General features: G+C 74.1%; 16 protein-coding genes and 1 riboswitch. Of the genes, 9 read left to right on the top strand and 7 right to left on the bottom strand.

All coding sequences use genetic code 11. The annotated features are described in order from the left end of the window. The first annotated feature begins 60 nt into the window (after positions 1–60). On the top strand, positions 61–1347 hold the full coding sequence (locus tag ACZ619_RS08135) for a cytochrome P450 (protein WP_469595646.1): 1287 nt from the start codon (positions 61–63) through the stop codon (positions 1345–1347). Continuing rightward, positions 1344–2927, top strand: coding sequence for a peroxidase family protein (locus ACZ619_RS08130; protein ID WP_469595644.1), 1584 nt, complete (start codon positions 1344–1346; stop codon positions 2925–2927). The genes ACZ619_RS08135 and ACZ619_RS08130 overlap by 4 nt, the downstream gene beginning before the upstream one ends. Positions 2928–2949: 22 nt before the next feature. Here ACZ619_RS08130 and ACZ619_RS08125 read toward each other — a convergent pair whose 3' ends face one another. Continuing rightward, entirely contained in the window at positions 2950–3201 is a 252-nt protein-coding gene (locus tag ACZ619_RS08125) for a hypothetical protein (RefSeq protein ID WP_469595642.1), read from the bottom strand. A gap of 37 nt (positions 3202–3238) precedes the next feature. After that, positions 3239–5386: a hypothetical protein gene (locus tag ACZ619_RS08120; protein WP_469595640.1), complete on the bottom strand. Its 2148-nt coding sequence runs from the start codon at positions 5384–5386 to the stop codon at positions 3239–3241. Between the two features lie 194 nt (positions 5387–5580). Between ACZ619_RS08120 and ACZ619_RS08115 the strand changes: the two genes are divergently transcribed. Further along, a complete protein-coding gene (locus tag ACZ619_RS08115; protein ID WP_469595639.1) occupies positions 5581–6558 on the top strand; it encodes an acyl-CoA desaturase in 978 nt (325 codons plus the stop codon). Here ACZ619_RS08115 and ACZ619_RS08110 read toward each other — a convergent pair. The 4 genes from ACZ619_RS08110 to ACZ619_RS08095 form a co-directional block, all read right to left on the bottom strand. Next, positions 6533–7285 carry a bestrophin-like domain gene (locus ACZ619_RS08110; protein ID WP_469595637.1) on the bottom strand — a complete coding sequence of 251 codons (753 nt, stop codon included), beginning with the start codon at positions 7283–7285 and terminating at the stop codon, positions 6533–6535. The genes ACZ619_RS08115 and ACZ619_RS08110 overlap by 26 nt on opposite strands. Positions 7286–7303: 18 nt before the next feature. Then, positions 7304–8833 carry a hypothetical protein gene (locus ACZ619_RS08105; RefSeq protein WP_469595634.1) on the bottom strand — a complete coding sequence of 510 codons (1530 nt, stop codon included), beginning with the start codon at positions 8831–8833 and terminating at the stop codon, positions 7304–7306. A gap of 453 nt (positions 8834–9286) precedes the next feature. Next, positions 9287–9745 (bottom strand): flavodoxin family protein, encoded by a 459-nt coding sequence (locus ACZ619_RS08100; protein WP_469595631.1) that lies wholly within the window; start codon positions 9743–9745, stop codon positions 9287–9289. 278 nt (positions 9746–10023) lie between these two features. After that, the gene (locus tag ACZ619_RS08095) at positions 10024–12003 is read right to left on the bottom strand and encodes a DUF1996 domain-containing protein (RefSeq protein ID WP_469596042.1); all 1980 of its coding nucleotides are present in this window, start codon (positions 12001–12003) and stop codon (positions 10024–10026) included. Positions 12004–12301: 298 nt separating this feature from the next. On the opposite strand from ACZ619_RS08095, the gene ACZ619_RS08090 reads away from it, so the two are divergent. Together ACZ619_RS08090 and ACZ619_RS08085 are read left to right on the top strand one after the other, a co-directional pair. Then, positions 12302–13531, top strand: a complete 1230-nt coding sequence (locus ACZ619_RS08090; protein WP_469595630.1) for a PP2C family protein-serine/threonine phosphatase — start codon at positions 12302–12304, stop codon at positions 13529–13531. Positions 13532–13698: 167 nt separating this feature from the next. Further along, positions 13699–13873: riboswitch (cyclic di-AMP (ydaO/yuaA leader) on the top strand. 8 nt (positions 13874–13881) lie between these two features. Continuing rightward, positions 13882–16176, top strand: coding sequence for a C40 family peptidase (locus tag ACZ619_RS08085; protein WP_469595628.1), 2295 nt, complete (start codon positions 13882–13884; stop codon positions 16174–16176). Positions 16177–16374: 198 nt separating this feature from the next. On the opposite strand, the gene ACZ619_RS08080 is transcribed toward ACZ619_RS08085, so the two are convergent. After that, positions 16375–17436 (bottom strand): NAD-dependent epimerase/dehydratase family protein, encoded by a 1062-nt coding sequence (locus ACZ619_RS08080; protein WP_469596041.1) that lies wholly within the window; start codon positions 17434–17436, stop codon positions 16375–16377. Positions 17437–17757: 321 nt separating this feature from the next. Here ACZ619_RS08080 and ACZ619_RS08075 point away from each other — a divergent pair, with 321 nt between their 5' ends. From ACZ619_RS08075 to ACZ619_RS08060, 4 genes are all read left to right on the top strand, one after another. Further along, on the top strand, positions 17758–19122 hold the full coding sequence (locus ACZ619_RS08075; RefSeq protein WP_469595626.1) for an FAD-dependent oxidoreductase: 1365 nt from the start codon (positions 17758–17760) through the stop codon (positions 19120–19122). A 291-nt stretch (positions 19123–19413) separates the two neighbouring features. Further along, entirely contained in the window at positions 19414–20988 is a 1575-nt protein-coding gene (locus ACZ619_RS08070; RefSeq protein WP_469595624.1) for a serine hydrolase, read from the top strand. 226 nt (positions 20989–21214) lie between these two features. Then, positions 21215–22372: a hypothetical protein gene (locus ACZ619_RS08065; RefSeq protein ID WP_469595622.1), complete on the top strand. Its 1158-nt coding sequence runs from the start codon at positions 21215–21217 to the stop codon at positions 22370–22372. A gap of 40 nt (positions 22373–22412) precedes the next feature. After that, positions 22413–22700 carry a DUF1232 domain-containing protein gene (locus tag ACZ619_RS08060; RefSeq protein ID WP_469595620.1) on the top strand — a complete coding sequence of 96 codons (288 nt, stop codon included), beginning with the start codon at positions 22413–22415 and terminating at the stop codon, positions 22698–22700. Positions 22701–22725: the final 25 nt, after the last annotated feature.

The following is a 22725-nucleotide window of genomic DNA, read 5'->3' as shown; positions in this document are numbered from 1 at the left end:
CCGGTGCCCCGAATGCCCGCTCGACGTGCGTCCTGTGCGCGCGGATGACTCAATGCCTTCATGGGCTTTCTCGCAGCGTACGACGCGATTCCCGAGAACGACGTGCCGCGGCGGGTGTCCCTGCTGCGGGAGACGATGGCGGCCGACCGGGCCGGGCTGTTCGCCCAGCTGCGGGCGGAGCGGCCGGTGTTCAGCACGCCCGTCGGGGTGTTCGTCACCCGGCACCCGGATGTTCTGGAGGTGCTGTCCGCGCCCGATTCGTTCACCGTGGGCGTGTTCGGGCCGGTGCTGGAGGAGGTGCTGGGCGCGCCGTTCATCCTGGCGCGGGACGGCGCCGACGTGCACTGGCGTGAGCGCGGGTACGGGCAGCTGATGCTGGCCGCGGAGGACGCGCCGCGGGTGCGGCGGCTGACCGCGACGATCGCGGACGCCGTCCTGGACGAGGCCCTGGAGGCGGCCGTTCGGCGGGGCGAGGGGACCTTCGACCTGGTGCAGCAGTACGCCCGGCTCGCCGCCGCCCGGGTGGCGATCGCCTATCTGGGTTTCACCGGCATCGACGAGGAGACCCTGCACGACTGCACCCGGCGGATGCAGTGGGCGTTCGCGGTCAACCCGGGCCGGGATCCGGAGATCCACGCGGCCGGGACGGCGGCGGGGCGTGAACTGCACGACCGGGTGGCGGAGTTGATCGCCCGGCGGCGGGCGGCGCCGGAGACGGCCCATGACGACGTGCTGCAGCGGATGCTGCGTTCGCGGCTGCCCGCGGAGTTCGGGCTCGACGACGAGCGGATCAACGCCAACCTGGTCGGTTATCTGACGGGCTACCAGCAGAACGCCACCCAGTGCGTGGCCACCGCTCTGAAGGAACTGGCCGTCCGTCCTGAGGTGTTGGCGGAGGCGGAGCGTGTCGCGGCGAACGGGGATCCGGACCGGTTCGACGCGCATGTGTGGGAGGCGTTGCGCTTCCATCCCTTCGTGCCGGTCACCCCGCGGCTGTGCGTGCGCGAGCATGTGCTGGCCGCGGGCACGCCCCGGCAGACCGTGATCCCGGCCAAGACCGTGGTGCTGGCCTGTTTCGCGTCGGCGATGTTCGACGAGGAGGTCGTGGAGGCACCGGGCGAGTTCCGGCCCGGCCGCCCGCCGGCCCACAACCTGGTCCTCGGGTACGGTGCGCACGACTGTGCCGGGAAGTACGCGGCGTCGGTGATCGTGCCCGAGCTGGTGCGGCGGGTGCTGCTGCGGCCCGGGGTGCGGCCGCTGCCCGGTGCCGAGCGCGCGCTGGACTACGCCGACACGCCCTTCCCGCAGCACTACCCGGTGAGCGCGGGGCCGGTGGCGGCCGGGTGAGCGCGCCCGGGGTGCGGGACCGCAGCCAGGACGGCTGGCGCAACCGGCTGGAGACCCATCTGCTCACCCACTACGGGACGGCGTGGGACATCGCCCAGGGCAACCGGTGGCTGCACCGCAGGCTGAACGCCGCGCTGACCGACAAGGCCGTCCTCAAGGCGCCGGTGCGGCCCAACCCGCTCAGCACCAAGAGTGCGTACACCTCCTGGGACTCCCTCACCGACCGCAGTTACGTCGGCCGTCATCTTCCGCCGGTGTCCGGGCGGCGCCCCGGGCTGCCGGAGCCGGCCGCGGTCGCCGAGCTGTTCCGGCGGGACGGGGGGACCCGGTTCTGCGCCCGTTCCACGGCGCTGCTGCCGGCCTTCGCCCAGTGGTTCACCGACGGCTTCCTGCGCGGCCATGCGGCCACCGGAGACCCGAGCCGCACCGACTCCCCGCACACGCTCGACATGTCCCAGCTGTACGGCGACGGCGAGGCGGTGACGGCGTGTCTGCGGACCTTCGAGGGGGGCCGGCTGAAGAGCCGGGTGATCGGCGGGGGCGAGTTCCCGCCGGCGCTGTGCGAGGGCGGGCGGATCACCGACGAGTTCCGGGCGCTGTACCCGGTGCGGTTCGAGCAGGTGCCCGAGGAGCTGCGGGACACGCTGTTCGCCTGCGGCGGGGACCGGGTGCACGCGCACATCGGGCCGATGGCGATGACGGTGCTGTTCCTGCGTGAGCACAACCGCGTCGCGGGGATCCTCGCGGCGGCGCATCCGGACTGGGACGACGAGCGGGTCTTCCAGACCACGCGGAGCACGCTGATCGTGATGATGATCCGGGTGATGCTGGAGGAGTACATCAACCACATCACGCCGTACCACTTCGGTTTCGTGCTGGATCCGGTGCGTACCGACCGGGGGGCGTGGCACCGGGAGAACTGGGCGACGATCGAGTTCAGTCTGGTGTACCGGTGGCACAGTCTGATCCCGTCGGTGTACCGGATCGCCGGACGCGAGGTGCCGCTGGCGGGCACGATCGCCAACGGCCGGATCCTCGTCGACCGCGGCCTGGGTCCGTTGTTCGAGGACCTCTCCCGGCAGCCCGCGGGCCTGTCGGGGCTGTTCAACACGGACGAGGTGCTGCTGCCGATCGAGGAGTCCAGTGTGGCCGTGGGCCGCGAGCTGGGGCTGGCCTCGTACAACGACTACCGGGTCCACTACGGTTTCCCGCGGGTCACCGACTGGCGGCAGATCTCCGGGGACCCGCGGGTCCGTGAGGCGCTGCGGGACGTGTACGGCGACGTGGACGCGATCGACCTGTACGTCGGGGTGTTCGCCGAGGAGCCGGAGCCCGGGGCGATCTTCGGTCGGCTGCTGGAGCGGGTCATCTCCGTGGACGCGTTCTCGGAGGCGCTCAACAACCCTTTGCTGGCACCGCACTTGTTCACGCCCTCGACGTTCTCGCAGGAGGGCATGCGGATCGTCCGGGAGACCCGTTCCTTCTCCGACGTCCTGCACCGCAACGTGCCGGAGGCGGAGGGGAGCTACACCGTCTCGCTGGGCCGGAGTGCGGCCCGGGGCAGGTCGGGCGTGAGCTGACCGCCGGGCCCGGGGCGGGCGCTCACTCCGCCGCGTGGGTCAGCAACGTGACTGCCGCCGAGCGCAGTTGTGCGGCCGCGGCCACGCAGGCCGCCGCCTGCTGCTCCAGGGTGGCCCCGCTCCAGTCCGGTGTCCCGGCGCGGCCGCACAGGGTCGCGGCGGCGCCGCGCAGCCGCTGCGCGTAGCCCTCCATCCGGTCGGCGTCGGCTCTCAGGTCCTCGACGTAGGCGAGGAGTTCGGGGGACGCGGTGGCGGGGCGGGACTCGGTCACCATGGGGGCTCACCTGTACTCGGAGGGCTGGTGCGGGGGTTCAGCGGGGCAGTACCGCGCCGGCGCTTCTGTGGGCCGTGAAGTGGCGGCTGGTGAGGACCAACCGGGTCCGGGCGGTGTCGAGTTCGAGGATCTGGAGGTGGCGGGCGAGCGGTCCGTGGCCGCCGTCGACCCGCAGCCGGACCCGGGGGCGGGCGTGGACCCGGAGTCTGCCGTGGGTGCGTACGAGGGTGCGTACGGTGTTCTCGTCCCGGCGGCCGTAGAGCACCCAGTCCGCCTCGGGGCAGCGCACTCCGGGGCCTGTGCGGCCCTCGACGGCGAGTCCCAGTTCCGGTGCGCGGACGCGGAGTACGGGCCCGTTCAGGTCGGCCTCGGCGGGTCCGCGGACGGCGGGCTGGGCCCATACGTCCGCGGCCACGGCCCGCGCCTCCTCGGTGCCGACGGCGAGCGAGACGACGTACCGTCCGGTGCGGCGCAGGTCGGCTCGGCGCAGGAGGTCCGCGGCGATGTCGTAGGGGCGGGGCCGCCACAGGTCGTCGACGAGGACGGACAGGCCGATCTCGGTGTAGGGGCCGATGGTGGTGCAGCGGTGCTCGTAGAGGGAGAGCACGGCGAGGGCGCGCCGGCCGAGCCGGGTGGGGACCATCCAGGTGACGTCGGGCAGCAGGCCGCGGGCCACGTCCGCGTCGACCGGGTAGCACAGGTGGGCGGCGGAGGAGTCGTAGTAGCGGACCGGCAGGTCGACCGGGCCCGCCGAGGTGGGCACGCTCGTGGTGGGGACGGTCAGGAAGGGGTAGCCCTCGGGCGGGTGGGCGCGGTCCTTGAGCTGGTAGACGCGGGTGCGTTCGACCGGGCCCCGGTAGGGCGCGAGGGCCCGGTCGACGTCCCGGACGGCCTGGGGGATCACCGTCTCCAGGTGGTCGATGTAGACGCGGAGCATGTGGCAGAGGGGGAACTCGTGGGTGGGGCCGGTGTAGTCGACCTCGTACCAGTTGGGGTGCGGGTCGAAGGCGGAGCCGGCGCCGCGGCCGTCGAGGACCGGGACGATGTCGTGCTGGTTGGTGATGCTGGCGACCCAGGTGCGCGGGTCGGCGGGCTTCTTGTTGTCGACCGGCGAGCCGACGGCGACCACGTGGGTGACCCGGTGGGCGCGGCAGAACTCGTCGTCCTGGGCGAGGTTCATCAGCGCGATCCCGCCCTCGCTGTGTCCGACGAGCGCGAGGTCGGCGCCGCGCGGGATGCCGTGGTCCTGGATCGCCAGCAGGATCGAGCGGGTGTACGGCGAGTCGGTCATGAACAGGTTGCGCCAGGCGCCGACGAAGTCCTGCGGGGAGTCGTTGCGGGGGCGGCCGGGGGCCATGCCGGGGGCCTGGACGACGTACCGGAGCACGCCGTCGGGGCCGCGCACCTCCTGGATCAGGATGCGGCCGTCGGTGGCGAGCAGGTCGATGTTGCGCAGGAAGCCGAGGAAGGAGCCCTCGGTGGCGAGGTGCCGGCGCTCCTGCGCGGTCGGTTCGACGGGGTCGGCGGCGCCCTCTCCCTGGTCCATGGCGGACAGGTGGGCGGCGCTGATGCCCTTGACGGGGTCGGCGGTCAGGGCCCGGCCGGCGGCGAGCGCCCAGGCGGTCTCGTCGTTCATCGGGTCCTCGTCCAGCAGGCCCCGGATGGCGAGGAGTTCGGCGAGGATCGGGGCGAGTCCGGAGAGCGCGCGCTGGGCGCCCTGGTCCCTGAAGAGGGCCCGCAGCGCGCGGACGGCCTCCAGGTCGCGGTCGGCGGTGACGGCGTCCGTCAGCCGGCGCATGCCCGGGTCGCGTTCGAACTCCGGGTGGTCGAGGAGCACGGCGGCGATACGGAGCCGCAGCGAGGTGACCGCCACCAGTGCGGCCAGGCTCTCCCGGCCGAGCACCTCCCCCGCCGCGCCGAGCAGGTGGCCCATCCCGTCCGGGGCCACGATGGCCGAGCCGCCGAGGCCCTGTTTGTTGGTCAGGGCCCGCAGCAGCGCCCAGCGGGCGGCGAGCCCGGTGCGCGGGCGGCGGCGGGCGGAGCCCGCCAGTGCCGGGGCGAACAGCACGGAGCTGGTGCGTGCGCAGACCTCGCGGATGCCCTCGGCGACGTCCACCACCTCACGGGCGCACTCCCGGAGCAGTTCCTTCGTGGGCGGCCCGGAGGCATGGCGGTCCGCTGCCATCCGCGCTCCCTCGGATCGACGTCATGGCCTCGTCCCATCGTGTGCCCTGGGCCGGGCGCCCGCACCTTCATCCATCCAGGTAGAGGATGTCGGCCGGTACGGTGCCCGCGGGCCGAGCCTGGTCCTGCCGGCCGCCGTACCGCCGCATAATCCCCGCACATGACCCCCTGCTCCCCCGCCCCCGTGGCGGCGCCGTGACGGCGCCCGCCGGACGGCGCGCGCCGCTCCCCGACACGGTCCCCGTCGGTCTGCCGCTACGCACCGGATATCTGCTCATGCTCGTCGTCGGCCCCCTGGCGGTGCTGGCCCTGGCCGTGCCGGCCGCCCTGCTGTGGGGCTGGGGGCCGCGCTGGTACGACGTGGTCCTCGGTGCCGTGATGTACGCGCTCTCGATCGGGGGCATCTCCTGCGGCTACCACCGCCACTTCACGCATCTGTCCTTCAAGGCGCGGCGGCCGCTGCGGATCGCTCTCGGTGTCGCGGGCGCGCTGGCCCTGGAGGGGCCGGTCACCATGTGGGTGGCCGAGCACCGGCGCCACCACCAGTACGCCGACCGCGACGGCGACCCGCACTCGCCGTGGAAGTACGGCACCTCCCGCCGCGCCCTGCTCAGGGGGCTGTGGCACGCCCAGGTGGGCTGGTTCTCCTCCTCCCCGGTGCGCTCCAGCTACCCGCGCTACGCGCCCGATCTGCTCGCCGATCCCGACGTACGCCGGCTCGACCGCCTCTACCCGGCCGCCGTCGCCGTCTCGCTGGGCCTGCCCCCGCTGCTGGTGCTCGCCTGCACCCGGGACTGGCGGTCGGCGGCGGTGACGCTGCTCTGGGCGAGCCTGGTCCGGTACGCGGTGGTCCATCACGTCACCTGGTCCGTGAACTCCGTGGGCCACGCCTTCGGCGCACGCAACTACCGCACCCGCGACCAGTCCCGGGACGTGCGCTGGGTCGCCCTGCTGACCTTCGGCGAGGGTTGGCACAACCTCCACCACGCCGATCCCAACAGTGCCCGGCACGGCGCCCTGAAGGGCCAGCCCGACCTCGCCGCCTGGCTCATCTCCCGCTTCGAGCGGCGGGGTTGGGCCTACGACGTGCGCTGGCCGGACGGGCGGCGGATCGCCGGCCGGCTGCTGCCGGAGGCCGCCGACGTGGTCAGAGCGGAGGGAAGTAGCGTGTGAACGCGGTGGAGTTGACGGCGAACATGCCGCTGAAGGGCTGGTTGAGCTGGTAGACCAGCAGCACGGTGAAGGTGATGAGCGCGCTCAGGCCCATCACCATCACCACGTGGGTGACGCTGCGCCTGACCCCGAACATGAACATGAAGGCGACGGTGAGGACCCCGCCGACGATCAGCCCGAACCACAGGACGGGTGACAGACTGTTGCCCAGGTCGGACTCCCGGCCGCGCCGGGCGTCGTCGAGGACGCCGAGCTGGGCCAGGGTCTCCTGGAGCGTGGCCTGCTGGGCGGGCGAGGCGTCCGCCGGGAGGCGGCTGCCGGCGGCGCGCAGGGTGCTCAGCATCTCCCAGCCCTGCCGGCCGACGGGCAGTCCCTCCTGCATCGCGGACCACTCCGTGGTCACCACGTGGCGCACATAGGTGTCGACGGCGTCGCGGGTCAGTGCCGCCTGCCCGGCGGGCAGGCCCGCCGCGAGCAGCCGGATCTGGTGCGCGGCGCTCGCCTCCGCCTGTACATGGCTCTCGGCGCCGGACCGGGTCTCCCACACCGACACCATCGACAGTCCCAGCACCAGGGCGTAGAGCACCCCGACCATCATCGAGATGTACTCGGCGACGTCCTCGCGCGGCTCGTCGTCCGGGGCCGGCGGCCAGTACCTGTGCTTCACCACCACGAAGGCCCCGGCGAGCATGGCGACGCCCACCACGACCGCGAAGGTCTCGATCATCGACTGCGGCTCCTTTCGTCAGCGGCCGACTGCCCGCGAGCCGAGCAGCGCGGCGGCCAGGGCGGCGGGGATGAGGATCAGGAACAACACGGTGAGCAGCCCGAGGCCGGTGGGCGAGCCGCCGGGCCGGAAGAACCGCGCCGCGATGGTGGTGCCCGACCGCTGCCGGGGGGTCGCGCTGGGCTGCGCGGCACTGGCGGCGGGACTGGCCTCACCGACCTGCCCCTGCCCCTGCCCGCCGGGACCGGTATCGGTATCGGTACCGCTGTCCTGGCCCTGCCCCTGCCCCTGGCCCTGGCCCTGCCCCTGGCCTTCGGTGGTGCCGTCCGCGCCGGTGCCGGACCCCGTGCCCTGGGCGTCGGTGCCGCCGCTGCCGCCACCGGCGGCGGAGCCGTCGCCTCCGGTGGCCGCGCCCCCTCCGGCCGCGGCTCCCTGGCCTCCGGCTGCCGCGCCCTGGCCGGTGGTACCGGCGGCTTGGCCTGCGGCCGCCTGCCCGGCGGCGACTCCGGGTACGGCGGGCCCGGCCGGTGCGGCGGGTACGGCAGGTGCTGCGGGTACGGCAGGTGCTGCGACTGGAGGGACTGGAGGGACTGGCGCGGCGATGCCCGGTGGGAGGGGCGGGGGGATCGCGGCGCCGGGGAGGACCGGGGCGGGTGGGGGCGGGGCCGCGGCTGCCGGGGGTGTCGGGGTGGCGGACGCAGCCGCGCCCCTCGGCGGAGTCGGAGGCTGCTGCGGTGGGGGTGGTGGCGGTGGGGGTGGCGCGAGGATCGTGAAGGCTCCTCGTGCCCGTGCCGTCGCCGGGGGCGCGGGTTCCAGGGAGCCGTCCGGCCGGAGGGTGGCGATGCGGTCGCTGCCCGCCACCCGCCCCTCGCTGGCATACGTCCCCGGCGCGCGGCGTACGACGGCCCGGCACCGCGCGGAGCGGCCGGGGTCGAGCCGCGGGATCTCGCCGTCGGCGCCCGCGCAGTCGATGCGGGGCGGACCGAGCACGGGGTCGGTGAGGTGGAGGCCGTACAGCGTGTGGGAGCCGGTGTTGGTCACCTCGTAGTCGACGGTGGCGGCGCCGGGGTCGGGGCGCAGGGCACGTTGTCCGCCGGACCGGCGCTGCGGCCGGACCGTCTCCGACAGGGCGACCCCGCTCTCGATCCCGGCGTATCCGGAACGGGCGGTGGCGATCGAGTGGGCGCGCAGGGAGGGGATGGTGCCGACGGCCGTGACCCGGGCGATCCGGACGCCGGGGTGTGCCGGGGTACGGGCGGTGCAGGTCGTGGCGGTCAGGCCGCGGAGCATCGGCACGCGGTCGCGGCCGCCCGGGCAGCGGATCGGGGTGCCGGGCGGCAGTCCGGGGTCGGTGACCCGGACGTCGTAGAGGTCGGCGCCCGCGCGGTTGGTGAGCAGGTAGGTCTTCAGGACCGGGCGGCCGGCCCGGATGCCGGGCTCCGTGGCACCGGTGTCCGGCCGGGTGTTCACCGTGACCCGGAGCGCGAGCCCGTGCGCACCCGCGCCGTCGGCGACCGCCGGCCCGGCCGACCCGACGGCCACGCCCACGGCCAACGCCAGCAGCAGGGCGACGGACCGCCACCGGCGGACGCGGGGACCTCGCCGCCACCGGCCGAACCGGTCCCGTCCGCCGCCGGACCACCACGGCCCGGAAGCGGGCGTCCGTGTCAGGGCCGGGGCGGCGGACCGGCACCAGCGGCGACGCGGCCCGCCCCGCGCCTCGCCGCACCCCCGCCGACCGCGGCCGGGCCGCGACACGGGCGCCGGCAGGACGGCGGGACGCAAGCGGGCCCCGAACCCTGGGCGGCCCCCGCCGGACCACGACCACCCGGCGCCCGGCAGCCCCCAGCCGTCGCCGGGTCGCCGCCGGTGGTGGTGCGTGGGTAAGTGGCGACCGCCGCCTCCGGAATGTCCTATGAACACATGATCATGAGTAACAGAGCCGCTCATGGGTGGCGGTCAGGCTCACGTCGGGGGTGCGGGGACCCCGGGCAAGATCACTCAGTCGGCGGTGGAGAGGCCGGCGGCGACGGTCGCGCCCAGCTCCCAGCACGCCTCGATGTCGGCCTTGCCGGGCTCGCCGGTCACCGTGACCGGGTCGGCCGCCGGGCGCCAGCCGAGGCCGGTGGTGAGGGAGTCGAGCGCGCGCAGGGCGCCGGTGACGTCGTTGCCGCCGTGGACGTAGGCGCCGAAGGGACGGCCCCGGGTCTCGTCCAGGCAGGGGTAGTAGATCTGGTCGAAGAAGTGCTTGAGGGCACCGGAGACGTAGCCGAGGTTGGCCGGGGTGCCGAGCAGGTAGCCGTCGGCCGCCAGGACGTCGGAGGCGGTGGCGGCGAGGGCCGCCCGGCGCACCACCCGCACCCCCTCGATCTCCGGGGTGGTCGCCCCGGAGACCACGGCCTCGAACATGGCCTGACAGTGCGGCGAGGGGGTGTGGTGGACGATCAGCAAGGTAGGCACACCGGCACCCTGCCGTGCGCCGCCCGCCGACGGCAAACGCCGACCGCAAACGCCGACGGCAAACGTCGACGGCAAACGTCGACGGCGAAGGCCGACCGCGACCGTCGACGGCGAACGCGGCGGGTGACAGCGCCGGCCCGCCCGACGCCCGGCGCGCGGCACGCGCCGGGCGCACTTGGGCGAGGCGGGCCCGGGGGCAGGCGCACGCCGTGGCCCCGCGGACAGGGGTCAGAGCGGGTTCCGGGGGCAGGGGTCAGAGCGGGTTCCGGGGGCAGGGGTCAGAGCGGGTTCCGCCGGGTGCGCCAGAGCAGTACGCCTCCGGAGGCCAGCAGCAGGGCGCCGAGGGCGGCGGGCCACAGGCGCGCGCCGGTCTCGGCGAGGGAGCCCTGGACGGCCTGGGGCTCCGTCTGCGGTGCGGTCGACGGGGTCGCCGCACCGGCCGGGGCGGCGACGGCGGTGCCGGTGGGCGACTCGGTGGCGGGCCGCCGGGTCGGCCTGCTGATGTCGCCGTCCGCCGCCGGGGCGTCCGAGGACTTCTTGGGCGACACGGAGGCGCGCACCCCGGGCAGGTCGTCGGCGGTGGTGGTGGCGCCGGGAGCGGCCCGGGTCGGGGACTGGTCGGCCGGAGACTCGGACGCGGGCGGCGCGGTCGCGGCCGGGGGCTCGGCGGGAGCCTCCGACGGCTCGGCGCTCTGCGTCTGGGCCGGCGGGTTGCTCTGGTGCGCGGTCCCGGTCGGGGTGGGCTCGGCGCTCTCCGACGGCGGCTGTCCGCCGGTCCCGGCCCCGGTCCCGGCCCCGCAGGTCCGGCCCGAGTTGATGCAGTCGACCATCGTCCGCATCAGGCTCTCGTCGAAGACGTTGATGAAGTCGCCGTGGTCGGTGGCGGGCTTGTGCAGCTGCTCGGGGAACGAGTCCACCGCGAACAGCGGGACCGTGCGGCCGCCGTCCTGGAGGCTCGGCGCGTCGACGTCGTAGACGATGCGCTGCACCAGCTGCGGGATGGCCTCGAAACCGGCCGGGCAGCTCCCGTCGGAGGACTCGAACGCCACGTGGGTGCGGTGGTTGGCGCTGTCGGTGTTGCGGCCGTCCCAGCAGCTCTGGAACCTGAACGTGCGCACGACGTCGCTGCCCGAGGGGCAGAGCGGGTACCTGTCCTTGAGCTGTCGGTCCTCGAAACCGGTGCAGCTCCAGGAGGCGTTGGCGTTGGCCGGGCCGTTGACGAAGGCCTTGGCGTCGCCGGTGATGATGCGCAGCAGCCGCGGCATCGCGGTGACCTTGGAGCGCGGGTTGCCCTCGAAGGTCAGCGTGACCTCCTTCGGGGTGACGATCTGCCCGGCGTTGCCCTCGACACCGCCGCCCGGCGAGCCGGCGTCCCGCTCCTGCGTGCCGTTCTGGAGCCGCAGCACGGGCCAGTAGTACGTGGACCGGTCGCCCTTGTCGACGCAGCTGGTGTCGGCGTTCGCGAGGTCCTGCTCGCCGGCGAAGGCGTTGTTCGACTGGTTGCCGATGTAGTCGTGGAAGTGGTGGGCGCCGTTGGAGACACCGGGCGCGACGATCACGTTGTCCGAGTTGAACAGGCCGCCCGCGTTGACACCGCAGCTGGAGGCGAAGGTGCCGGTGGAGCCGCCGGACCGCTCGGCCGGGGTCCTCGTGTCCGGCTGGACGGCGGTGATGTCGGCGTAGTCAGCGGCGACGGGACCGTTCCCGCCCTGGCCGCCGGCGCCGGTCCCCGCGCTCTGGCCCGGTGCGGCGCCGTCCTGCGGCGGCTGCGATCCCTGCGAGTCCTGCGACCCCTGCGAGTCCTGTGATCCCGTGGACTCCTGCGCACCCGGCGTCTGCTGGGAGCCCTCGTCCGAGGAGCGCAGGGTGCAGGCCGCGAGGTCGTCGAGGTCCTGCGGGCGCTCGCCGTCCCGGCCGATGGCGTCGGCGATGCGCCGGAGGGTGGCGGACCGCTTCCGCTCCAGTGGTTCCACGATGGTCAGGTCGGCGAGGCCGGGGTCCTGCCCGAGGGTGTCGGCCGACTCCTTGAGCTGCTGGTAGGCGGCCGCGATCTGCCGGTCCAGCTCGGCGAGTTCACGGTCGACGTCGTCCCGCGCCCCGTCGGGCACCGCCGTCAACCGGCTGCCGACGTCGGGGCAGTAGACCGTGGGCGCGGACAGCACCCGGGCGGTCGCCGCCGTACCGGAGGGGTCGCCCCAGCCGCCCTCGCTCGCCGAGGCGTAGACGTTCGCCGCGACCAGTCCCCCGCCGCCGAGCATCAGGGCGACCGCTGCGAAGGTCGCGCGCCGTGCGCCTGTCGGACGTCTGCGCCTGTTGCGTCTCAAGATCGTTCCCCTGCGTCTTGTGGGCGGCCCGGACATGGAAGCCCCCGGCCCTATACGTCAATCACCGCCGCCGTGTTCAACAGACCCGCGAATTCACGGCGACCTCATAGAAAACGACCACCCCGGGTGACCGTCCGGACACGGAGCGCACCCGCCGAACACACACTCCCACCTGGCCTTTTGGGCTTTACGTGGGAAACTGTTGTGAAAACGGCGGGGAGGCGCCCCTGTCATGAGCGATGCGGAGATCGACTACACGGCGGTGTTCCAGACCCTGCCCGGGATGGTGGCCCTGCCGACTCCCGGGCTGGTGTACGCGGACGCCAACGAGGAGTTCCTCCGCATGGCCGGGCGCAGGCGCCAGGACGTGGTCGGCCGGTACCTGTTCGACGTCTTCCCGGACAACCCCGACGACGACACCGCGACCGGCATGCGCAACCTGGAGGCCTCCCTGCTGCGGGTACTGGCCACCGGCGAACGCGACACCATGGCCGTCCAGCGGTACGACGTCCAGGTCCCGGGCCGCCCCGGGTGCTGGGAGGAGCGGTACTGGAGCCCGGTGAACGTGCCGGTGCTCGGCCCGGACGGCAGGGTGGCCCTGCTGGTGCACCGGGTCGAGGAGGTCACCGAGCTGATCCGGGCGCGCCGGGCCGCCGGGGACAGCCGGAGCCAGGTCCTGGAGGCCGAGCTGTACCGGCGCGCGGGCGAACTCCAGGAGATCAACGAACGGCTGCGGCAGGCGCACGCCCGGGAGCGGGAGGTCGCGGTCGCCCTCCAGGAGGCGATGCTGCCCGCCGCCCGGCAGCCGGCGCACCACAGGGCGGCCGTGCGCTACCGGCCCGCGACGGGTTCGCTGAACGTGTGCGGCGACTGGTACGACCTGATCGACCTGGTCGACGGCGACCGCGTCGGTGTCTCGGTCGGCGACGTGGTGGGGCACGGGCTCGAAGCGGCCTGCGTCATGGGGCAGTTGCGCAGCGCGCTCAGCGCGGCTTCCCGGGTCGCCGAGGGGCCCGCCCAGGCGCTCGGCGTACTGGGGCGGTACGCGCACGTGGTGGAGGGCGCCGAGTCGGCCACGGCGGTGACGACGTTCGTCGACTTCGACCGCCATACCGTCACCTACAGCAGTGCCGGTCATCCACCGCCCGTCCTGCTGCACGCGGACGGCCGCGTCGAGTTCCTCGACCGGGCCACCGATCCCCCGCTCGACGCCCACCCCGATCCGCCGCCGCGCCCGCAGGCCGTCACCGCGTTCGACGACGGCGCGACCCTCGTCCTCTACACCGACGGACTGATCGAACGGCGCGGCGAGGACATCGACACCGGCCTCGCCCGGCTCGCCGAATCCCTCACCGGACACCGGGAGTTGGACCCCGAGGCGCTCGCCGACGCGGTGCTGCGCGAGCTGCTTCCGGAGGAGGGCGCGACCGACGACACCGCCCTGGTGGTCGTCCGGCTGTGATCTCCGGGTGGGCGAATTACCGTTCCCCGCACACCCGTACCGAACAGTACGACGAACATCACAAATACGTATCGGACATTACGCACTTCAACCTTCACACCAGTGACACAAGTTGGCTAAGTTGACGGCCAAGCCGTTCGGCTCCCCCCGGCGAATCCCGTCGGGCCGCGCGGCTTCCGCCGAGTCCGGTGCCCCACGGGGCGTACCCGGAGCCGGGGACCCAACCGATCAACTGGGGTGAATCGGCCAACTGCCGTTCAGGGCAAAGGCCGTAGGGCATACCTTCCGGATTCGACGCCCGAACCCGACAGCTAACCCGGTAGGCGGAGCACGGAAGGAGCACGACCCCCATGGCGCCCGAGAGCCGTGACGAGGTTCGACAGCGGATCGACAGCCTCTACGACCAGGCCGAGAACGCCACCGGGAACTACAACGCGACGCGTGCGGCGAACGGGGGTTCACGCTCCCGTGGGGTGCCGCTGTTCAAGCGGCCCGACCGCGGAGACCCGGGTCTGGACAGCATCGCCCGTGAGTGGTTCGAGGGCGCGCGCTCGAAGCTGGGGCCGAGCGTCCCGGCCGCGCTGCCCGCCGACCGGCAGCCGGCCAACCCTGGACCGCGGCGGCCCGTCAGCGCGATGGCGGCCGATCTGATCAGCCAGCTGGAGGGCAGCGGGCCCTCCCGCCCCGAGCTGCCCGCCGGGTCGTCCGGCAGGGCCGACGCGCAGACCCCCGAACTGACGGCACGGCCCAGGCTGGAGCTGACCGCCGGGTCCACCCCGGCCCTGCCCGCCGGGCCGGGCGGCGCCGCCAAGGCGCTGCCCGTGGCCGCGCCGCAGCGGTCGGCGCCGGGCACCTCCAAGACGAAGAACCAGCTCAAGGTCGCCAAGGCCCGCGAGATCCTGTCCCAGCGCACCGGCCGGCGCGCGATCGCCGCGCTCGACCCGGCACCGGCGCCGATGGCGGCACCGGCCCCTCCCGCGCCGCCGGTGCAGAGCGCGCCGCCCACGCAGGCCTTCTGGCCGAGGCCCGAGGCCGAAGCGCCCCGGCCGCCCCAGGCTTCCCAGGCACCACGAGCTCCTCAAGCCCCCCAGGCACCCCAGGCCCCGGCCCAGCAGCCGTGGACGCCGACGCCGCCCGCCGTCAGCATCCCCAGCCAGCGCACCGACAGCGGCCCCTTCCGCACGGGCGCGTTCCCGACGGCGGACGCGGCCGACTCCGGTTCGTTCCGGGTGATGACCCCGGGCGGCGGGGGCGCCACGGGCAGCTTCCCGGCCGTGTCCCCCAGGGACGCGGGCACCGCCGCCCCGGCCCCGAACCCGGCGGACTCCGGCTCCTTCCGCGTGATGACCCCGGGCGGCGGGGGCGCCACGGGCAGCTTCCCGGCCGCGGCGCCGGGCGACAGGGGCGCCAACCCGCCCGCGAACCCGGCGGACAGCGGTTCCTTCCGGGTCATGACCCCGGGCAACGCGGCCCCCGCCCCGGCTCCCGCTCCGGCCGCCGACACCGGCTCCTTCCGGATCATGACCCCGGGCGGCGGGGGCGCCACGGGCAGCTTCCCGACCGTGTCCCCCAGGGACGCGGGCACCGCCGCCCCGGCCCCGAACCCGGCGGACACCGGCTCCTTCCGCGTGATGACCCCGGGCGCGTCGGCCGCGTACACCCCGATACCGGACACGAACACCGGTTCCTTCCCCGGCGCGGGCGCGCTGCCGCCCGAGGCGCCGGTCGCCGCCACCGCCGTGCTCCCCGTCCAGAACCCGATGGACACCGGCTCCTTCCGGGTCATGACCCCGGGCGCACCGGCCTCGTACACGGCCATCCCGGCACCCGCTGCGGACCCGGTCCAGTCGGCCGGCACGTACGCCGCGGCGGCCCCCGCGGCGGCGCCCATGCCGCAGCCGACCGCCTACGCGGCACCCCAGCCCCCGGCCGCCCCGAACCCCTACCCCGTCGCGGCTCCCGCTCCCGCTCCCGCTCCCGCCATGAGCATGCCCATGCCCATGGCCATGGCCACGGGACCCATGCCGATGCAGGCACCGGCCCCGGCCATGGCGCCCCCCGCACCGATGGCGGCCCCCGCGCCCATGCCGGCCGCGGCTCCGGCGATGCCCGCTCCGGCGCCGATGCCGGCACAGGCTCCGATGCCCGCCGCCGCACCCCCGGTCGCCGCGGCCCCGACGCCCGCCGCGGCTCCGACGCCCGCCGCGGCTCCGGCCACCGCCACCTTCGCCCCCGGCGCCCTCACCGACACCGGCACCTTCCTCCAGCCGGGCGGCACGGCCGAACCGGGCAAGGCGATGAAGGCGCTGTCGTTCGCACGGGCGCAGATCGGGCGGCCGTGCGTCTGGGGGGCGACCGGGCCGGAGTCGTACGACTGCTCCAGCCTGATCCAGGCCGCCTGGCGAGCCGCCGGGGTGAGCCTGCCGCGCTCCGCGGCGGAGCAGACGCTGGCCGGCACGGCGTTGACGCTGACCGCGATGGAACCGGGTGACCTGGTCTTCTTCTTCGACAACGACAGCCACGTCGGTATCTACGCGGGTGGCGGCATGATGATCCACGCCCCCAGTCCGGGCGCCCTCATCCGCGAGGAGTCCATCTACAACGCCGGAGAGTCGGCCATCCACCGGGTGATCCGCCCGGCCTGACCCCTCGGCCTGCCCCGACCCGACCAGGCCCGACCCCCCGTGACGGGCCGCCGCGAACCGCACCGCCGGCATCGCAGCGTCCCGTCCGGCACCGAAACCGCCTGGTGAACGTCTTGCGTCACTCGGCCGCCGGCATGACGACGGCCCCCGTGAGGGCGGGCATCCGCACGGCAGCCCGCCCCGTCCCGCCCCCTCCTGTCACGCTCGGGCGCTTCTTCGGCGTGTGCGCCAGCTGGTGTGGTGGTCGAGGAGGGTCTCCTCGACGGGGCGGTAGGTGAGGCCCAGTTCCCCGGTGCTCCGGGCGTTGTCGACGCGGAAGCGGATGCCGAGGTGTTTGCGTATGTAGTCCTGGGTGAGACCGAAGAGCGGTCCGAGGATGCGTACCGGCCAGTGCGGGAGCGCCGTGCGGGGCAGGCGCGGGTCCCACGGGTGGCGGGTGCGGACGATTCTCGACATCTCGTGGAAGGACGTCATCGTCTCGTTGGCCACGATGTAACGGCCCTTCGCCGCCGGGTTCTCCGCCGCCGCGATGTGCGCGTCGGCGACGTCGCGGACGTCGGCGGTGGTGAAGCTGAAGTCCGGGGCGCCGTAGCAGAAGTACCCCTTGAACAGCTCGTCCAGCAGGAACAGGCTGCCCGACTCGGAGGCGGGCGTGAGCGAAGGGCCCAGGATCAGGCCGGGGTTGATCGAGACCATGCGCCAGCGGTCCTGCGCGGCCTCCGCGTCCCACGCGGCGCGCTCGGCGACCGTCTTGGCGTAGTGGTAGGGGTTGTTCTCCACCGTGCTGCTGGTGTTGAAGTACTCCTCCGTCAGCACCTGGCCGGTCATCTCCCGGACGTCCGCGTAGTCGCCGAAGATCGCGCCCACGGTGGAGGTGAACACCAGGGTCTCCACCTCGGGTGTGCGCTCCACGCTCCCGAGCACGTTGCGGGTGCCGAGCAACGCCGGGTCCACCATGTCCCGTTGCCCGTCCTCGATGCGCTCGGGCATCAGGAACGGCGAGGCCACGTGGAAGACGGTCGCGCAGCCGCGGAACGCCTCGTCGAAGGAGCCCTCCTTCAGCAGGTCCGCCTCGAAGAGCGTGAGCCGGTCGGGGAAGGCCTCCTGGAGGTCCCACAGGGGCCGCACCTTGGCCGGGTCGCCGGTCCGGCGCACGGTGGCCCGCACCCGGTACCCCCGCTCCAGCAGACGCCGTACCAGATGGCTGCCCACGAACCCGCTGCCACCGGTCACCGCGACGGTCGCCCCCGCGCCGGTCACCTCCGCACCGGTCGCCTCCGCGCCGGTCGTCTCCCCGCGTGCCTCCACGCCCTCACCCCTCCCTCCGGCCACCGCGCCTCGGTGCGCCGCAGGGGAAAGGTTGGTGCATGTCCGGGGCGGTCGCCAAGCACGGGGAGGACGCGATCACGACCCGGTAGGGTGCGGGAGTCATAAGGCTGACCCGCTAAAGGTCATAAGGTCGGCTTATGGGGTCATAGACCGGACCCGCGTACTAACTTAGGACTGCCTTAGTTTAGGCTTCCCGTTCGAGATCGATTGTCTTCACTCGGTCGATTGTCTTCGCTCGAAGGGAACCTGATCATGCCGCGCCCCCTGCGGGTAGCCATCGTCGGTGCCGGCCCGGCCGGGATCTACGCCGCCGACGCCCTGCTCAAGTCCGAGGTGGCCGCCGAGCCCGGCGTGTCCATCGACCTCTTCGAGCGGATGCCCGCCCCGTTCGGCCTGATCCGCTACGGCGTCGCCCCCGACCACCCCCGCATCAAGGGCATCATCACCGCCCTGCACCAGGTTCTCGACAAGCCCCAGATCCGCCTCTTCGGCAACGTCGACTACCCCACCGACATCAGCCTCGACGACCTGCGGTCCTTCTACGACGCGGTGGTCTTCTCCACCGGCGCGACCGCCGACCGCGAGCTGCGGATACCCGGCATCGAGCTGGACGGCTCCTACGGCGCGGCCGACTTCGTCTCCTGGTACGACGGCCACCCCGACGTGCCGCGCACCTGGCCGCTGGAGGCCGAGAAGGTCGCGGTCCTCGGCGTCGGCAACGTGGCCCTGGACGTGGCCCGCATCCTCGCGAAGACCGCCGACGAGCTGCTCCCGACGGAGATCCCGCCGAACGTCCACGCCGGCCTCAAGGCCAACAAGGCGCTGGAGGTGCACGTCTTCGGCCGCCGTGGCCCCGCCCAGGCGAAGTTCTCCCCGATGGAGCTGCGGGAGCTGGACCACTCCCCGAACATCGAGGTCGTCGTCGACCCCGAGGACATCGACTACGACAAGGGCTCGATCGAGACCCGGCGCGGCAACAAGCAGGCCGACATGGTCGCCAAGACCCTGGAGAACTGGGCGATCCGCGACACCGGCGACCGCCCGCACAAGCTCTTCCTGCACTTCTTCGAGTCGCCCACCGAGATCCTCGGCGAGGACGGCAAGGTCACCGGCCTGCGCACCGAGCGCACCGCCCTGGACGGCACCGGCAACGTGAAGGGCACCGGCGAGTTCAAGGACTGGGACGTCACCGCGGTCTACCGCGCGGTCGGCTACCTCTCCGACAAGCTGCCCAAGCTGCCCTGGGACATCGACTCGGGCACGGTCCCGGACGAGGGCGGCCGGGTCATCGAGGAGAGCGGCAACCACCTCCGGTCGACGTACGTCACCGGCTGGATCCGCCGCGGCCCGGTCGGCCTGATCGGCCACACCAAGGGCGACGCCAACGAGACCGTCTCCAACCTCCTGGACGACTACGCGGGCGGCCGCCTCCACACCCCCGAGGCGCCCGCGCCGGAGGCCGTGGACGCCTTCCTCGCCGAGCGCGCCGTCCGCTACACCACCTGGGAGGGCTGGTACAAGCTGGACGCCGCCGAGAAGGCCCTGGGCGAACCGCAGGGCCGCGAGCGCGTCAAGCTCGTCGAGCGCGAGGACATGCTCCGGGAGAGCGGCGCGTGACACCCTGAAACAACCGTGAGAGGGGGCCGACGGACTGCCGTCGGCCCCCTTCCGCGTGCTCCGGCGGACGGCGACGGCGGCGAGGCCGCGCCGTCCCACGACCGCGAGGGCGGCCGTCGGCGGGTCCGGTGAGGCCGTCCGGGTGGTCGCCGCCACCGGGAGGACGCGGCGGCGGCGACCACATCGATCCGCACGATCCACCGGGCCGGGAGGCCGCGCGGGGGCCAGAAGCCGCGCCCACGGGACGCCTTCGGCAGGACAGGCCGTGCGGTGCCGGTTTCAATGAGAGCCATGGGTGCACGGCGTACGACGGCACACCGCGGGACGAGCGTCGTGGCCGCCCTCGCCCCGCTCCTCCTCGTCGCCCTCGCGTTCCCGGCGGCCGCTCCCCCGCCCCAGCCCCCGCCCCGGATCACCGCGTCCCAGGTGGAGGCCGCGGTCGGCCGGCTGGACGGCGTCGTCCGCGCGGGCATGCGCGAGACGGGCGTGCCCGGGGTCGCCGTCGCCGTCGTCCACGAGGACAAGGTGGTCTACCTCAAGGGCTTCGGGAGGCGGCAGGCCGGGAAGGCCGCCGGCGTCGACCCGGACACGGTGTTCCAGCTGGCGTCCCTGTCCAAGCCGCTGGCCGCCACGGTCGTCGCGGGAGCCGTCGGGCCGGGGACCGTCGGCTGGGACGATCCCGTCGCCCCGCACCTGCCGGGCTTCGCTCTCAAGGACCCGTGGGTGACCTCGCACGTCACCGTCGCCGACCTGTTCGCCCACCGCAGCGGGCTGCCCGACCACGCCGGGGACCTGCTGGAGGACCTGGGCTACGACCGGTCGTACATCCTGGAACACCTCCGGCTGGAGCCGCTGGCGCCGTTCCGGGCGAGCTACGCCTACACGAACTTCGGCCTGACCGCGGCCGCCGAGGCCGTGGCGAACGCCAAGGGGACGTCCTGGGAGAAGCTCTCCCGGGACGTGCTGTACGGCCCGGCGGGGATGAACTCCACCGGTTCCTCCTTCGCCGACTACGAGAAGGCGAAGGACCGGGCAGTCACGCACGTGCGGGCGGCCGACGGGAGCTGGCGGGCGAAGTACGTGCGGGACGCCGACGCCCAGGCCCCGGCGGGCGGCGCGAGTTCCAGCGCGCGGGACATGGCACGCTGGCTGCGGCTCCAGCTGGCGGACGGCGAACTCGACGGGAAGCGGGTGATCCCGGCCGGGCCGCTGGAGCGCACCCACGTCCCGCAGATCGTCGCGCAGCCACCGCCCGCGCCCGCCGGCCGGGCCGGGTTCTACGGCCTCGGCTGGAACGTGGCCTACGACGACCTCGGCCGGCTGCGGCTGAGCCACTCCGGCGCCTTCGCGCTGGGCGCGAACACCAACGTGACCATGCTGCCCGGCGAGCGGCTCGGGATCGTGGTGCTCACCAACGGCGAACCGGTCGGGCTCGCCGACTCCATCGCCTTCGACTTCCTCGACACCGCGCAGCACGGGAAGCCGACGGCGGACTGGCTGCCGCTGTTCGGGCAGCTCTACCGGGCGCAGGAGCAGGAGGACCGGTCCCCGGTCGACTACGCGAAGCCGCCCGCGCACCCGGCCGCGGCCCGCGCCGCCGACGCCTGCACGGGCACGTACGCCAACGACTACTACGGGCCGCTCACCGTCACCGCGTCCGGCGGCGCGCTCACCATGCGGCTCGGGCCGGAGCACACCGCGTTCCCGCTGACCCACTACGACGGCGACACCTACTCCTTCCGCACGGCCGGCGAGAACGCCGTCGGCCTGTCCGGGGTCACCTTCCACCCCGGCGCGGACGGCAGGGCGGCCCGGGTCACGGTCGAGGCCTTCGACCGGGAGGGGCTGGGCACCTTCGCGCGGTGAGCGGGGCCCGCCCCGGAGCGGATGGGTGGGCGGGCCCCGCTCGCGGCTCCATTGTGCGGGGCGCGCCGGAGCACGGGGACGGGTGAGGCGGCGCCGCCGGGGGCGCGCGGTGCGCACCCCGGATGCGGGGCGCGCGCCCCGTGTGCGGACCGGCCCGCGCTGTATGGCACGCTCCGGGGCAAGTGATACTGAAAGCAGCACTCCGCTCCCACCAGCTGATTGGCCCATGTCGAACTCCGCCACCGACCGTGCCGCCCTCCCGCCGACCGTCTGGCCCGCTCGCGGCCGTCACACGGGCCCGGACTCCGAGGAGGTCATCCGCCGGATCCTGCGCCGCCGCAAGGAGACCGGCGTCCTCGACGACTTCGCCGAGCCCCCTGTCCCCGAGGATTCCGGCCGGCGGGTCTTCGAGGCCCGCTGGACCGTCGACGAGGGCGTGGTCACGGTCCGCGCCCGGCTGACCCTCGTCTCGTCCCTGGGCCGCCAGGCCGCGGGACGGGAGTGGCAGCTGGTCGCCGAGGCCGAACGGCCCTGGGACGAGACCTGGCCCTCCCCCGCGACGATGTTCTGGCCCGAGGGCGACGAGGCGGGCGACGGCGGCGAGGCCGCGTGGGACTACCTCCCGGCCGTCGCGGGCCTGCGGCTGCGCACGGTGAACCCGCTGCCCGCCGACGACAAGGACATGCGCCGGGTACTGCGCGACGCGGCGAAGGACGCCTGGTGCGTCAACCTGGTCGTGCACGAGGCGATGACGCCGGACGCGCTGGGCCGGCTGCCGCTGGTCCGGCAGCTGCCGCCGGGCCTCGCCCACCGCGTCGTGGAACACCGGGCCTCGCCCCAGCAGTTCCGCGCCGTCAACTGGGCGCTGCGCGACCTCGGCGTCGAACTCCCGCGCGGCGGCGCCGTACTGCTGCCGCCGGACCCGGCGCCGTCCGGCTACCCGGCGCAGGAGTTCGCGGTGCGCAGCGTCTTCCTGGACGGCTCGGCGCCCACCGAACTGATCGCGGCCGTGCGCCGGTTCGCGGCCCTGCCCGGGCCCGCGCCGCAGGGTGCCGAGGAGGCGCTGGCCGACCTGCGCGACAACTGGACGCTGATGACGCTGGAGGAGCAGCTCGACCGGGCGCGCGGGCTGGTCGCGCAGTACGCCGAGGCGCTGAAGGCCATGACCAGGTCGCGGGACCTGTACCGGGAGTCCGCCGAGCGGGCCCACGAGGCGCTCGCGGCGCTGCGGGACACCCCCGGCCCGGCGGTGCCGTCGGCCGCCGAACCGGCCTCGCCCCTCCAGCAGTTGACACGTGCTTTCATGGGGCTGCGGGTTCCGAGGGCGAGGAACGAGGCGCCGTCGGCCATGCCGGAGGACGAATCCGGGAAGACGGAGCAGTGAGGGGCCCCGGGACGGACCGGGGCCGGACGACAGGACAGCCATGGACACCACCACGACCGTGCTCGTGATCTGCGCGATCGTCGCAGCGGCCCTGCTCGCCGGGGCCGTCGTCGTGCTGGTACGGCTGGTCCGGACCCGGCGCACGCTGCGCCGGGCCGGGCTGCCGACCGGTCCGCGCTGGGTCTTCTGGGGTGCCGTCCTGTATCTGGTGCTGCCGACCGACCTGCTGCCCGATCCGATCTACCTGGACGACATAGGTGTGCTGCTGCTGGCGCTGCGCTCGATGCGCGCGGCCCGGGTGCTGCCGACGGAGGAGCCCGAGCTCTGACCCGTCCACGAGGACGGCCGGCCGG

This window comes from Streptomyces sp. NPDC104367, from assembly GCF_055583825.1.
This window is presented reverse-complemented; position numbering and strand designations above follow the sequence as displayed.

Excerpts from the sequence above, each read along its gene's own strand:
- ACZ619_RS08135 (WP_469595646.1), top strand. The coding sequence starts at position 61 with ATGGGCTTTCTCGCAGCGTACGACGCGATTCCCGAGAACGACGTGCCG.
- ACZ619_RS08125 (WP_469595642.1), bottom strand. The coding sequence starts at position 3,201 with ATGGTGACCGAGTCCCGCCCCGCCACCGCGTCCCCCGAACTCCTCGCC.
- ACZ619_RS08120 (WP_469595640.1), bottom strand. The coding sequence starts at position 5,386 with ATGGCAGCGGACCGCCATGCCTCCGGGCCGCCCACGAAGGAACTGCTC.
- ACZ619_RS08110 (WP_469595637.1), bottom strand. The coding sequence starts at position 7,285 with ATGATCGAGACCTTCGCGGTCGTGGTGGGCGTCGCCATGCTCGCCGGG.
- ACZ619_RS08095 (WP_469596042.1), bottom strand. The coding sequence starts at position 12,003 with ATGCTCGGCGGCGGGGGACTGGTCGCGGCGAACGTCTACGCCTCGGCG.
- ACZ619_RS08090 (WP_469595630.1), top strand. The coding sequence starts at position 12,302 with ATGAGCGATGCGGAGATCGACTACACGGCGGTGTTCCAGACCCTGCCC.
- ACZ619_RS08085 (WP_469595628.1), top strand. The coding sequence starts at position 13,882 with ATGGCGCCCGAGAGCCGTGACGAGGTTCGACAGCGGATCGACAGCCTC.
- ACZ619_RS08075 (WP_469595626.1), top strand. The coding sequence starts at position 17,758 with ATGCCGCGCCCCCTGCGGGTAGCCATCGTCGGTGCCGGCCCGGCCGGG.
- ACZ619_RS08070 (WP_469595624.1), top strand. The coding sequence starts at position 19,414 with ATGGGTGCACGGCGTACGACGGCACACCGCGGGACGAGCGTCGTGGCC.
- ACZ619_RS08065 (WP_469595622.1), top strand. The coding sequence starts at position 21,215 with ATGTCGAACTCCGCCACCGACCGTGCCGCCCTCCCGCCGACCGTCTGG.
- ACZ619_RS08060 (WP_469595620.1), top strand. The coding sequence starts at position 22,413 with ATGGACACCACCACGACCGTGCTCGTGATCTGCGCGATCGTCGCAGCG.